The organism is Undibacterium sp. WLX3042 (genome assembly GCF_049544825.1).
Lineage (GTDB): Bacteria > Pseudomonadota > Gammaproteobacteria > Burkholderiales > Burkholderiaceae_D > Undibacterium.
In genome coordinates this window covers 3,508,068-3,521,268 of sequence record NZ_CP186698.1, presented here as the reverse complement: position 1 = coordinate 3,521,268, position 13,201 = coordinate 3,508,068, and the positions used below count along the sequence as shown (strand labels likewise).

The window sequence follows — 13,201 nt, the reverse complement described above, 5'->3', positions numbered from 1 at the left end:
AATTTAGTTGTTTTTAACTAGGGAGCAAAATCCGTCCGACAACACATATTTCTGTCCAGTATGCTGACATACTGTTTCTGCATTACCAGTAAGTGGTAGATCTAATTGCTCTCCAAATTCGCTAATCCAGGCAATTTGTTTTGCTGGTACACCCACCATCAATGCATAAGGTTTGACATCTTTATTGACCACTGCGCCAGCACCGATGAAACTGTATTCACCGATAGTTACACCGCACACGATTGTGCAGTTCGCACCGAGGCTTGCACCTCTTTTAACCAGCGTGTCGCGGTACTCATTTTTTCGCTCAATCAGTGAGCGCGGATTATAAACATTGGTAAAAACCATGCTAGGCCCGCAGAACACCCCTTCTTCAAGAGTTACGTTGTCATAAATACTTACGTTGTTTTGTATTTTGCATTTATCGCCAATGACAACTTTATTTCCGACAAAAACGTTTTGGCCCAATGACACACCCTTACCAATCTTTGCGCCGCCACACACGTGCACAAAGTGCCAAACCCTTGAACCTTCTCCGATGATGGCGCCATCGTCAACAATAGCGCTTGGATGTACGGTATATGTCATAAAGATTTATTCAGAATAAAAGGATGTGCGTCAGCAGTAGGCGCCTGAATAACTGCCGTGCGTATTGTGCTCACGGTTTCGATGCAATGGCGAGCATCATCCAGGCCATAACCACGACCAGCAAGAATTTCCTGATAGCTAACCGTATGCAAGTCGGTAAATCCATCGGAGAACTCAAGTTGCTCGCCGCTGATATCGATATTCCGATACGTCGTTTTTTTCCCTTTTACATCCTCGGGAAGATCATTTTCATCAATAGAGAGGAACCAGCGAACCCTGGCCCGCTCGTATTCGAGATAACCGGCAGCCTTGGATTCCGCATGAAGATGAACGACATTCTGCTGGAGCTTGCCAAAAATAAAATGCAGCATGTCATAAAAATGAACGCCAATATTGGTTGCGATGCCGAATGATTTTCTCGGGTCTCCCTTCCAGCTTTGGGCATACCATTTGCCGCGCGAAGTAATATAGGTCAGCTCGACATCAAATTTTTGATCCGCCGAAGCAGCCATCACTTTTTCCCTCAGTTTCAGGATGGACGAATGGTGCCTCAATTGCAGAATATTGAATACCTTACCGCCAGTTTCCCGTTCGATGATTTTTAAATCGTCGATCATGTCGACTGTCGGTACCAGCGGCTTCTCACAAATGACATCGGCACCCAGTCTCAAACCCGCAGCAATATGAGCATGGTGCAAATAATTCGGCGAGCAAATCGCGACATAATCCAGAGCAGTTTCAGGATTACGTTTTAACGCGTAGGCATGGTTTTCAAATCTTTCGAATTCTGTAAAAAAGTCGCTGTGCGGCGAGATGGAATCAATAATTCCCACTGAGTCGTTGATGTCATACGCAACCGACAAACGATTTCCAGTGTCTTTAATTGCTCTCATGTGTCGTGGTGCAATGTATCCAGCGGCACCAATCAATGCAAAATTTTTCATATTATTAATCTTCATTACAAACGAAAAACGGTAAAGCCAGCCGCGATGGCATCTTCTTTGTTATACAGGCTTTTCACATCTGCCAAAACCGGAGTGGCAGATTTACAGAATGTCCGCAGTTCCGGAATCGACAGGGATCGATACATGTCGTGACCAACCGCCACCACTAAAGAATCCACCTTGCACTCCGCGTTTACGTTACCTAAAGCAAAACCATACTCGTGCTTCACTTCGTCTGGCTCAGCCATGGGGTCCGCCACTACAACTTTTGCGCCCCAGGATTCCAGTTCACGGACCAGATCCACGACCTTACTGTTCCGAATATCCGGACAATTTTCCTTAAAAGTAATGCCTAGCACTCCAATCGTGCTCTTAGAAACATCGATGCCATTCTTTAGCATTCGCTTAATCAGATTCCGTGCAACATAACGGGCCATATTGTCGTTCAGACGTCTGCCGGCAAGAATAATCTGAGGGTTATAGCCCACGGCCTCTGCCTTGTGTGTCAGGTAATAGGGGTCTACGCCAATACAGTGTCCGCCAACCATTCCTGGACGGAATGGTAAGAAATTCCATTTGCTGCCTGCAGCTTCAAGAACTTCGATGGTATCGATATCCAGACGCTCGAATAAAACAGAGAGTTCATTGACAAATGCAATGTTCAGATCTCGCTGAGAGTTTTCAATAACCTTCGCCGCTTCCGCAACCTTTATCGAGCTGGCCTTATAAGTACCTGCGGTAATGATGCTCGAGTACAGTTCATTCACGTACTTAGCCGTTTCAGCATTCGAACCGCTCGTGATTTTTTTAATTTTTGTTAAGGTATTGACCTTATCACCAGGATTAATACGCTCCGGACTATAACCGCAGAAAAAATCCTGGTTGAATTTCAATCCGGATTCCTGCTCCAAAATCGGAACGCATATTTCCTCAGTGCAACCGGGATACACCGTAGACTCATAAATGACAACGTCCCCCTTCTTCAGTACCTTGCCGACAGTCTTGCTTGCACTGGTCAGCGGGGTCAAATCGGGCCGGTTAGCCTTATCGATCGGGGTCGGCACTGTCACAATGAAGGTATTACACGATGCCAGATCAGAAACGTCGGTAGAAAATCGCAGGCCTGTTGCATTGCGCAATTCGCTTGAATCGACTTCCAGTGTTTTATCAACACCAGAACTTAACTCTTCGACACGTTTCGAATTAATATCGAACCCAACAACATTTTGTTTTTTTCCAAACTCTACCGCCAATGGAAGACCCACGTATCCAAGGCCAATGATAGCAATTCGAGCAGCGCTAAAGGATGTCATATCTTCAAAGATTAAAAGTAATTTAAGAAATTCAGATTAGTTAGATAATTTTGGCTGCTGCTAACATTTTCGAATTGATCATATCAATTTAATTAAAAATATTGCAACCATTTTTCCCCAATTATACGTTACTATCATCAGAAAAAGTACACAAAGGCTATAGTATTCACGGGTTTTGTTACCAGATATTGACGCTATCGGCTTCAATTTTTACGTATTGCAACATTTTCGATTAAATTCTTTTTTTGCGACTAAGTACCGTTTTTAGTAAGATACGCATTCATATAGTTTGCATCTTGCAAGCCATCAAACGCCCCAAAAGAAGAACTGAAAATATTTAAATTGCTGCACTGTTTCTGACCATAAATACCAAATACTGTGGCCATTTTTTTATTATCCTCACTTACCCGCCACCTCTTTCGTTATCTACGTGATTAATTGCTTTTTAAATAATTTGGCTTACCCTCTCAGCATCTGAGACCCCAATGTCAGCACAAATCACCAATTCTGTTCGACATGCCGTAAAAAGCATCACTATCTGTATCGTGGGTCTTTTGTATGTTCCCGGCACTCAGGCGGGACTGACGGATTTCAGCAATAACCTCTACGACTATGTAGCCAAAAAATTTGGCTGGGAAGCGCCTGGTCGCCTGAAAATCATGCAAACCACAGTACGGGAAATGAAAACGGCCGGCGGCCCAAATTTCATCAGCAACGTTCAAAAATCGACAAACGGCAATATTGAGTTTCCGTTCATACGGAAAACCAATGATTTTTATAATCAGGTGCCGTACTTCTCGGATCTTGAACATTGGGGAGTAGATGACTATTGGGCGACGCCTGTCGAATTTGTCGCCTCGTTTGGCGGAGATTGCGAAGACTACGCCATTGCCAAATACATGACCTTGAAAGAACTTGGCATTCCGGTTGAGCGACTCAGAATTACTTATGTTCGAGCAATCAATATTGGTGAAACCCATATGGTTCTGGCCTACTACCCCACCCCAGACGCTGATCCGTGGATCCTCGATAATTTAATCCCTGAAATAAAACCCGCCTCTCAAAGAAAAGATCTGATACCTGTTTACAGTTTTAACGATGATGACTTATGGCTACCGAATGGTGCCACGCGCAAAGGCGGGGCAACCACAGTCCGTCTGTGGCGCGGCGTCATTGAAAAAATGGATAAAGAAAGCAGGATGTAACAAATCTGGCGGCCTACGCAACCATGCCAAGCACATGTGGGCGGCTTCCGGGTGTAGTCAGTGCATGGCTTTCAATACATCCTGGCGCGCTGCGCTTCTCAAACCGCGGAAGGCTTCCATTAATCTGCTTTGCTGGGATGCAAAGCGCTGATTACCGCCATGCGTCATGATGAAAAACAAAGGAATCAGCGTCACCGCATCGTTTGACCCAAGATCGAGGGCCCGATCAATTTGAGTAGCAATGGCGCTATCATCTCTTTGCAACAAAAATGATGCCAAAGCCAGATTAGCCCAGGCAGCAGAAGCCATTGGACGCAAGCGGATACTGGTTTTGTATTCCGCCTCTGCTTTTTCCAGATTTGCATGAACTTGCTGAGCCAAGTCGGCAGATTCTGATGTTGTCGTTTTCACCGAGCTTCGAATCGCGTACATGTAAGCCAGGTCTTCGTGCAATTGTGGTGAGCCGGGTGCGATACTCGCTACTTCATTAAACTGATCGAACAAATTCTGCCAGCTTTGTTCATCAATTTTCCCACCCTGGCTTTTGACGCCAATTAAGGTATCTCGTGCTTTCAGATTAATCGCATCTGCTCGGCCGACATCCATCATATACACAGCGTTAATCGCCGCAAGCACACTGACTGTTGCCAGCATTCCGGCCGTGCCGATTTGTCTGATTGTAATTTTGGGCATGAACCGCAGTGAGTAAATTCGTCGTTATCGTTAATTACTGAATGCTTGCAGGAATGCTCGAAGCCGATGCCAGAGGCATCAGTGTTTCCGGGTCGATTCCCAGAATTTTTGCAGGCCTGTCCAAAACCATTCGTTTAGCAAGGCGGTTACCGAGAATATCGGCCACGGCATCACGGCCTTTAGCCAGATCTGGGGGGCGATGATTGGCATTGTGAGCATCGGTTGCAATAATCCAGCCCATTTCCTGTTCCAGCAACTGAGTCGCAACTTTTTTCGCCTGTTTGCCAAAAGCCCCATAGATGGAGCCGGCCGTAATCTGCAACCAGCAACCCATATCGACGTAAGGACGAATCCTATCCGGGTCATCCATCACATATTTGTTACGTTCGGGATGGGCGATCAGTGGCCTTACCTTCATGCTAAGCAGTTTGGAGACAAATTGCTGACTGCCTACTGGAATGGCTTCATGTGGGAATTCGAGCAGCACGATCTTATAGCCGTCGACTTCACCCAGAAATGGCACTTCATCCTGCTCAAACAACGCGAGCGACTCGATAGACAGACGAACTTCCCCGGCCAGAAACAGCTTGAGTGGGATGTCGTTAACTTTCAACAAGTGCTGAAATTTTACGAACGTCTTTAACAGGCTGGTTTTGGTGTTAGGGTAACGTCGCGGATGAACATGCGGCGTCAGCGCTGCTACACGAATGCCATTCTTTACGGCAGTTGCGGCCAGAGCCAAGGCCTCGTCAGCCTCTTCCGGCCCATCGTCCACACCTGGTAAAAAATGGCAATGTAAATCAATCATGATGGATCACTACTTAAAATCTAAGCCAAAAATGGTTCAGGCTTTTTCAACCTTGGCGCCATAGCCTTCGCCATAGCCATACTTGTCATAGCCATACTTGCCATAACCAGAATACTCGCCGTAATACTTCTCCGCCTTTTTGAAGTCCAGGTGATTCAGCACCACACCAAGAATCTTACCCTCAGAACGACGCAAGCGCATCAGACCTTTTTTTGCCAGTTGATAAGGCGTATCCAGTGCTTTTACCACATACACAACCCCGGTTGCCATTTTAGACAATACCAGCGCATCACTCACCAATTCCACAGGTGGCGAATCGATAATAATGATTTCATATTCTTTCGACAAAAAGTCTATGGTGTCTTTGAAACGATGAGACAGAATCAATTCCAAAGGTTGCAATACGGAAGTACCTGCAGGAATCACATGCAGATCTGTGCCATCTACCTTTTTAGCACATTCTGTCAAACTTGCAGTGCCGGCGACCAAATCTGACAAACCTTTCGCATTTGGCTCCAGATCCAGCCCCTTAGCTACCGCAGGGCGACGCATATCGGCATCGATCAGCAGGGTTTTCTTGGTATGCGAGTGTGCAACCGCCAGGTTGATCGAGAAAGTTGTTTTACCTTCACCAGGCACGCTCGAAGTCACCAGCACAATCTTGTTATCGAGGTCGATTGCAGACAGCAAAATACTGGTTCGGGCGGTACGAATTGCCTCTGAGTAAATCGAACGAGGGTCATCGATAAAAATGTGAGCAGACGAAGTACGATCAGCTTCTTTTCTATCGAGTAATGGCAATGTCGTAATTAACGGGTGCTTTAATTTTGTCTCAACGTCAGTCGTGCTCTTCAAAGTATTATCGAGCAAATCGATCAGCAAAGATGCCCCGATAGCAATTAATGCACCGAGTACAAATGAAACTGAAATGATCAAAATCTTTTGAGGTTTTACAGGAATAGTTCCAATTTTTGCAACGTCCACAATTCTGGCAACCGGATTTTGCAGATCGGCCGAAATATTCGTTTCTTTCGCTCTTTTTAGGAACAAATCATAAATTTGCTTATTCGCGTCTACTTCACGCTCAAGAATGTTCAACTGAAATTCTTTTTTGTTGATATTCTGAACAGAACCTTTAGCCTGGTTCAAAGTCGCTTCCAACATACGTTCCGTGCCTCTGGCAACCTCATATTCGCGAGTCACACTTTGCACTACTGTATCAACTTGACGACGTACATTTTCTCGGGCTGTTTTAACCTCGCCCTCTGCTTGTACATACTTCGGATGTTCCTGACCATATCTCTGAGAAACTTCAGATAATTTTCGCTCAGCTTCCGCCTGGGCTTTAATTGCCTCACCAACAACCTGGTTACGGACGACAGCAGGAATGGACGACAGATCTGCACCCTTGGACGCATTTTTGATCTGATTGTATGCATTTTCTGCTTCGGCGCGACGCAAACGTGTTTCAACCAGACGCTGAGTAACTTCCTCAATCTGCTTGCCTGCGCCGCTTTGAGCTGCACTCTTAACATCAACAATGCCGGCCTGGTCACGATAAGCCTGTAAATTTTTCTCAGATGCGTCCAATTTTTCACGAACAGAATTCATGCGCTCTTGCAACCAGCTGCTGGCTCGTTGCGTCATCTGGAAACGAACATCAAGATCGGAATCGATATAAGTATTTGCCATAGTATTAGCAACTTTGGCAGCCAGTTCTTTATCAGTCGACTCAAATGTAATCTTTACCAAAAGACTTAATCTGATCGGTTCGATTTTCAGCTTTTTGTTGAATTTTGGTAATACGGCCTTTGCAAGTGCTTCATCATCCCATTTCTTCGGAGTAGCCTCTAAATAACCTATCGCCACCAAAAATTCATTGAACAAAGTACCCTCTTTCTTCCGAGGGTCAAATTCCGGGGTGTCCCACAATTTCAGCTTCGTAATTGTTTTCAACGCTACGTCTGGGGACTTGATAATCTCAACCTGCGTTAAATAATAATCACGATTTTCCGAATAACCACCATAAACCTCATCAATTTGAACAACTTTAGATTTTGTTGTGTCAATCAGTAAAGTTACGGTCGAGTTGTAAACCGGTGTTAAAACAAAAACAACTGCAGTTGCGACCATCGCTAGGGAAAGAGCGAACGAAAAAATTGCCCACTTCCGTTTAGAAATACTTTTCCAGTACTCCACAAAATCCAATTTTGCTTCTTGCTCGTGAAGTTCTTTTGGAATTGCTACTTCGCTACTTGAGTTTGCCGGGATGACAGAGGTATCCATTGAAGGTAAGAAAGAATTTAGTATTAATTAACAAGAAGTTTTATGTCGAAGGCAACAAGGCTTCAAAAAAAACTTTCTTCTATTGTCAAAATGTCACCTGGACCTATGATAGAGTTCAGGTCGACTTTCGTTGGACGTTGGCTCTTGTCACCTTCACGGATCACGTACATTTTTGAGGAAGAGGCGCGTTCTTTGAAGCCGCCTGCAATCGAGGCTGCCTTGCGAACTGTCAGTCCGGGTTGATAAGGATAGCCTCCTGGTTTTTCCACCATGCCATTCACATAAAATGGCCGATATTCATCGATCTGAACCGATACTCTGGGGTTCACCAGATAACGACCTTTCAAGCCATCGGTAATCAGCCGCTCGAGATCGCCGACCGTCATACCCAATACCCGTAACTCACCTAATACCGGATAAGGAACAGTACCGGCATCAGTCAAACGGATTTTTTCCTTGCTTAAATCATCTTCACCAAACACACGGATATTGACGACATCGCCAGCACCCAACCGGTATGAAGAGTATGCCGAACTACTTCCGGGAGCATTGCCTTGTTGCGGTACAGGGTCTGAAGTAAATGTTGATTGAGCTTGTACGGCAAACGACATGATCAGACAGCTTAAAAAACCGATTACAGATCGAAATTTCATAGAGATTCTCAATATATACAGCCAGCATCCCACACTGGGAGTACCGGCCAGATATAAAAAATACAATTATTGGATTATAGCGTGCTTTCTACGCCAATAATAAACACATTTCGGGTGAAATCAAAGCCAGGAATATTGGAGCTACGATTGGTACGGTTAATCTGTGCAGACAAACGCAGCCAACGGCGCAGGTCGTAAGTTAAACCGATACCTGCATTGTGCAGATCGTCCTGGCGACCACCATTGGCATAATCCGATTTAACCAGACCCAGATTAACTCTGGATGCCATGAAACTGGTCCATTTATGGGTCCATGTAGCACTGTAATTGGTATTCATCACATAGTCGCCAATACCAGTAGAATCAGATGGCATTTTAGAAGTTAGCAAATCAACGGTACTATAAGTTAGCGGGCTCCAGCGAACCTGGCCTTCCCATGCCACACCGCTAAAGTCGGAACGCAGAGCAGAGTCAAAATTCTTTTTCAGATAACCGATTTTAAAAATACCAGTCGTCGCTGCAGTCGCTGTCCAGGTAGCACCAACCATTAATCGACGGTCAGTATTGCTGTTGGAAGAGATATCGGTAACGTAATCAGCCTTGATCTGTTTGCCTTCGATCAGCAACGAAGTTTTTGGCGCTACACGATAAAAGAAACGTGCAGATACAGTAGACAGGTTAACATTCGAACCGAGTGTAGCGGTGTCGTTATTGTCGTAACGTTTGTGCTGTACAGAGCCATCAACCTCTACACGGCCCTGCGCATCTTTTGCACCATAGGTAAAAATACCAGCTACGGTTGGTGCATGCCATTCATCTGGTGTTGCAGTCAAAGCTCGGTCAGTCGAGCCACGTGGATCGGTGCTTTTAACATAATCAACCAGCCAGCCAAAACGAGTACGCGCGTCGAAGATATTGTCGCCCGCCAATTTGAAATCATGGTGGTTGAAATTATCGGCAGAACTATCCTGATAACGGGTGTAATCACCCCGGTAACTAATTGTGTAACGGTCACCGTGATTTTTCAGTTCACCGATAATTTCTGGCTGAAGGCTGTACAGCGCGCTGGAAATCGAATTGTTGGTGGAGCCTGTGACATTATCATTACGACCTGCGTAGAACCCGGCATCCAGATAAACGTACAGACCGCCATAAACAATCGGGGCTCCTTTCGCCGGCACGGTCATCAGACCAGCCTCACCGCTTCCGAGGCGACCACCGCTCAGCTCATAACTAGGCGTAAATGCTTGTTGCGACAGGCTGGTGGTATTGCTCAACACATTCGAGCTGTTCAGCGAGGAGGTGGTGTTAACCGGGGTTTCGTTCACCTGGTTGGTTACCGGCTTGTTTTCTGAGGTCTCGGATTTAACTGGTTCTGCAACTTGTGCGTTCACCATTTGGCTGGCAACTACCAGCAAACCGAGCGTCGAGCATTTTGCTAATGAACCGAATTTTTTTTCCATGATTAACCTCAATAAATAGTCTTTATTACTTTAAGCGATTTTTTGTGCAATGACACAAACATTACATGTTTCACAAAGTAATACGTAATAAACAATAATAAAAATAAACAAAACAGTATGGAATCCGGTATATGCATCATCAAAATGGCCACCATACCAAACACTGCAAAACTCAACGAAGCAAAAAATAATATTTTTACAATAACGGGTACGTCAAAACCTAAATCCTGCAATACGTGATGAATATGCGTTCTGTCTGCTTTAAACGGGCTCTGTTTGTGCAGTATGCGGCGCAACATGACGGCAACGGTATCACACAGAGGAATCGCCAAAAACCATAACACTGCAGCCGGTTTAACGATTCTGTTTGTACTGTCGCTGACCTGAATCGATATCCATGCAATCACAAATCCCAGAAACAGACTACCGGCATCACCTAAAAATACGACTGCGTGCCTACCGTCGCGAGTTCGCAAATTCAACGACAGAAACCCGATAATCGCAACGATCAGTATCACCAGCACGCCGGCTAATGCCGTATTACCTTCCACCATTGAAACGACAGCAAAAACCAGCAGCGGGACAATCGATTGCGTGCCGCACAGTCCGTCAATGCCATCAATCATGTTAAAGGCATTGACCACACCCATCACACCGATGATCGTAATGACCACGCCCCATGGCCCCAGCGCGACATCGCCATATCCAAACAAATTACCCAGGTCGACCAGCCTGACATGTCCCCAGAACATCATCAGCAAAGCCGCCATTGCCTGGGCAATGAATTTAATCTTGGAACTGAATTCCCGCATATCGTCCAGTACGCCAACGATAAACAGGAATAAAGCGGCAACCCAAAACGAGGGATGCAATGCTGAAGCGTACCGGAATCCGAACACGACAGCGATAAAAGCAAAAACCACACCTATTCCGCCAATCACCGGCGTGGGCTCCTTATGTTGCTTTCTCCCCCTGGGGATATCCTGCAACGATAAGGCCTGCGCGAACGGCTTAAGGCTCTTTAATGCAGCTATGGTTGCAAAAAACACAACCACAACCGCGAGTAAGTATCTCACATTTATTAGAGCAATATCAAGAATCATTTTTTTCTTCCTGGTTCTCTCTATGCTTTTTCTGGCTCACCAAGGAAATATCCCTGGCCATAATTCACACTGTCTTCAAACAACTGCATTTTCAGTTCCTGCGATTCCACATTCTGAGCAATCACAGGAATCTCCAGCGAAGCCGCCAGTCTGATGATGGAACGCAGGTGATCGTGAGCAACCGGGTTATCCAGAATGCCTTTCACCAGGCCGCCGTCGAGTTTGATGTAATCCGGCGGTACTTCACGCAAAACCTCTAGAGAGTGCGAATCCAGTCCAAAATGGTCAATACCGAATTTGACGTGGTGCTGGCGCAACACATTGACGAAATCGCTGGTGACATCAATATCACGGGCGCATCCCATTTCACTGAGCTCGAAGCTAAGCATGCGACCAAACTCCCTTGCATGCTTCAGTTTGTCTGTCAGCCATTCAATAAACTGCGGATTGGCAATTGACTGCACAGAGATATTGATTGCCACTTCCTTATATTTATTGCCTGCGGCGGCCAGCATATCGAGCGTCGCACTGATCACCGCCTTATCGATGTCTTCCATCAACTGATGACGCAGGGCCATCGGCATGAATTTGCCAGCCGGCACATATTTGCCATCCTTATCGACCAGACGTGAAAATATTTCATGCTGAAACAGTTTACCGTCTGCCAAAGAAACAACAGATTGCACAAACAAGGCCCAGCGATTTTCGGCCAGCGCATCAACGATCAGCGAGCGCCAGGCGCCGGAACCCTCTACCACGGTGGTGTCGCTGGTTTTAAACAGGACGGGTTCTCTGGCTGCACTTTGACGCGCAGTTTCAATGGCCATATCCGCTTTGGTAAAAATCTCGGGGCGGATCTTATCCGGAGTAAATTCGCTGCCGCCTATGCAGAAACTCATCAGCTTGTGAATATCGTTCAGCTGGAAGTAATCCTGCAAACTGCTGCTGAGCTCAAGCAGACTGGTCTGTACCCACCCCAGATCTTTTTCGAGCAGTACAAACGCGAATGCTGCACCGCCAATACGACCGGAAATGCTGATATGGCTGCCGAAACTTTCCTCAACCTGCCTGGTAATGGTGGCCAATACGGCATCGCCAGAGCGATAGCCGCGCGCATTGTTGAACTCTTTCAGGCCATCGATCTCAAGTACAAAAATAACCGCTTCGGAAAAATTCTTTTCGTCCAATAAATGATTGAAACGCAGATCAAAGCCCTGGCGGTTATCGAGACCGGTTACCTTGTCGGTATAGGCTTGCTTGCGATAGTCTTCGGCTTTGGCAACTTCAGCATCAAGTATCTCGGAAATTTTGCCGGACATCGCATTCATTGCAGTGACCACCCGGCGCAGTTCACGTGCAGAAGGCAGCACTTCGATCCTGGTAAAGCGTTTGTTTCGAATTTCCAGTGCAGCATTTTCGATTTGCAGCAGGGGATTCAGAATCAGGCGCAGCAATAGAATCGTCAGCACAATTGAGATCAGGTACATCGAGATCATCCACCACATCGCGTTCTTGAAACTGGCCCACAGATACTGATACGCAAAAGTAGGCTGACTGACCACCACCAGTTTGCCTAACTGACGCCATCCCGAAGAAATCAGCGCTTCGCCTGGCGGCGTATCGAGCGGCAGAGCATGCGAAAATAAACTGGGCACATTTTCGATGGCAACCGGCATTTCTTTGCTGATCAGGGTTTCGCCACGCGGCGAAATCACCATGATTTTCTGAAAATAACCACGATCGAACATCGATGAAATCTGAATCTCTGCCAGCACCAGATCCTGTTTGGATAGTGCATCTTCGAGCGATTTGGAAAGGCTGGTGGCAGCATCCTGCGCATGGGAGGCCAGCTGCTGTTTCAGGAAGTCTTTGGTCGACAGCACCGACAGGGTTTGCAAGCCGAAAAATACGACTGCAAAAATAATGGAAATTGCGATCAGAAGCTGTCTTCTCAAAGTCATGGTGTCACCAGGGTTGCAAAACGGAACTAAGTTATTATAAAAACAATATTGTTTGCGAAAAAAAAAGTAAATCTGTCTTTCTAGCTATATCGTCGGTTACAACTAATTACTTGAATTACAGAATTTACTAATTTTTTACAATTATCTTATAAAATCAGACCCTCTGCATGCTTTTTATGCAGAA

The 13,201-nt window shown here is 45.8% G+C and carries 11 protein-coding genes; 1 reads left to right on the top strand and 10 read right to left on the bottom strand.

From position 1 onward, the window contains the following. Positions 1–3: 3 nt before the first annotated feature. From ACPAOP_RS15990 to ACPAOP_RS15980, 3 genes are read right to left on the bottom strand one after another with little or no spacing between them, the layout of a single operon-like run. Positions 4–588: an acyltransferase gene (locus ACPAOP_RS15990; RefSeq protein ID WP_423708670.1), complete on the bottom strand. Its 585-nt coding sequence runs from the start codon at positions 586–588 to the stop codon at positions 4–6. Continuing rightward, a complete protein-coding gene (locus ACPAOP_RS15985; RefSeq protein WP_423708669.1) occupies positions 585–1,532 on the bottom strand; it encodes a Gfo/Idh/MocA family oxidoreductase in 948 nt (315 codons plus the stop codon). The genes ACPAOP_RS15990 and ACPAOP_RS15985 overlap by 4 nt, the downstream gene beginning before the upstream one ends. A 14-nt stretch (positions 1,533–1,546) precedes the next feature. Beyond that, positions 1,547–2,845, bottom strand: a complete 1,299-nt coding sequence (locus ACPAOP_RS15980; RefSeq protein ID WP_423708668.1) for a nucleotide sugar dehydrogenase — start codon at positions 2,843–2,845, stop codon at positions 1,547–1,549. 485 nt (positions 2,846–3,330) lie between these two features. Here ACPAOP_RS15980 and ACPAOP_RS15975 point away from each other — a divergent pair, with 485 nt between their 5' ends. Further along, on the top strand, positions 3,331–4,050 hold the full coding sequence (locus ACPAOP_RS15975; RefSeq protein ID WP_423708667.1) for a transglutaminase-like cysteine peptidase: 720 nt from the start codon (positions 3,331–3,333) through the stop codon (positions 4,048–4,050). A gap of 57 nt (positions 4,051–4,107) precedes the next feature. Here ACPAOP_RS15975 and ACPAOP_RS15970 read toward each other — a convergent pair whose 3' ends face one another. The 7 genes from ACPAOP_RS15970 to ACPAOP_RS15940 all read right to left on the bottom strand — a co-directional run bounded on the left by ACPAOP_RS15970 (position 4,108) and on the right by ACPAOP_RS15940 (position 13,017). After that, positions 4,108–4,743, bottom strand: a complete 636-nt coding sequence (locus tag ACPAOP_RS15970) for a hypothetical protein (protein WP_423708666.1) — start codon at positions 4,741–4,743, stop codon at positions 4,108–4,110. A gap of 34 nt (positions 4,744–4,777) precedes the next feature. Continuing rightward, positions 4,778–5,551 carry a tyrosine-protein phosphatase gene (locus ACPAOP_RS15965; protein WP_423708665.1) on the bottom strand — a complete coding sequence of 258 codons (774 nt, stop codon included), beginning with the start codon at positions 5,549–5,551 and terminating at the stop codon, positions 4,778–4,780. A gap of 36 nt (positions 5,552–5,587) precedes the next feature. Continuing rightward, on the bottom strand, positions 5,588–7,837 hold the full coding sequence (locus ACPAOP_RS15960) for a GumC family protein (protein WP_423708664.1): 2,250 nt from the start codon (positions 7,835–7,837) through the stop codon (positions 5,588–5,590). Between the two features lie 62 nt (positions 7,838–7,899). After that, positions 7,900–8,490: a polysaccharide biosynthesis/export family protein gene (locus tag ACPAOP_RS15955; RefSeq protein WP_423708663.1), complete on the bottom strand. Its 591-nt coding sequence runs from the start codon at positions 8,488–8,490 to the stop codon at positions 7,900–7,902. Between the two features lie 74 nt (positions 8,491–8,564). Then, positions 8,565–9,953: an outer membrane beta-barrel protein gene (locus ACPAOP_RS15950; RefSeq protein ID WP_423708662.1), complete on the bottom strand. Its 1,389-nt coding sequence runs from the start codon at positions 9,951–9,953 to the stop codon at positions 8,565–8,567. Positions 9,954–9,961: 8 nt separating this feature from the next. Next, positions 9,962–11,029, bottom strand: a complete 1,068-nt coding sequence (locus ACPAOP_RS15945) for an MraY family glycosyltransferase (RefSeq protein WP_423708661.1) — start codon at positions 11,027–11,029, stop codon at positions 9,962–9,964. A gap of 47 nt (positions 11,030–11,076) precedes the next feature. Continuing rightward, positions 11,077–13,017, bottom strand: coding sequence for a bifunctional diguanylate cyclase/phosphodiesterase (locus ACPAOP_RS15940; RefSeq protein WP_423708660.1), 1,941 nt, complete (start codon positions 13,015–13,017; stop codon positions 11,077–11,079). Positions 13,018–13,201 lie beyond the last annotated feature (184 nt).

Coding starts and splice junctions, on each gene's coding strand:
- ACPAOP_RS15940 (WP_423708660.1), bottom strand. CDS start 13,017: ATGACTTTGAGAAGACAGCTTCTGATCGCAATTTCCATTATTTTTGCA.
- ACPAOP_RS15950 (WP_423708662.1), bottom strand. CDS start 9,953: ATGGAAAAAAAATTCGGTTCATTAGCAAAATGCTCGACGCTCGGTTTG.
- ACPAOP_RS15955 (WP_423708663.1), bottom strand. CDS start 8,490: ATGAAATTTCGATCTGTAATCGGTTTTTTAAGCTGTCTGATCATGTCG.
- ACPAOP_RS15960 (WP_423708664.1), bottom strand. CDS start 7,837: ATGGATACCTCTGTCATCCCGGCAAACTCAAGTAGCGAAGTAGCAATT.
- ACPAOP_RS15975 (WP_423708667.1), top strand. CDS start 3,331: ATGTCAGCACAAATCACCAATTCTGTTCGACATGCCGTAAAAAGCATC.
- ACPAOP_RS15990 (WP_423708670.1), bottom strand. CDS start 588: ATGACATATACCGTACATCCAAGCGCTATTGTTGACGATGGCGCCATC.
- ACPAOP_RS15970 (WP_423708666.1), bottom strand. CDS start 4,743: ATGCCCAAAATTACAATCAGACAAATCGGCACGGCCGGAATGCTGGCA.
- ACPAOP_RS15980 (WP_423708668.1), bottom strand. CDS start 2,845: ATGACATCCTTTAGCGCTGCTCGAATTGCTATCATTGGCCTTGGATAC.
- ACPAOP_RS15965 (WP_423708665.1), bottom strand. CDS start 5,551: ATGATTGATTTACATTGCCATTTTTTACCAGGTGTGGACGATGGGCCG.
- ACPAOP_RS15985 (WP_423708669.1), bottom strand. CDS start 1,532: ATGAAAAATTTTGCATTGATTGGTGCCGCTGGATACATTGCACCACGA.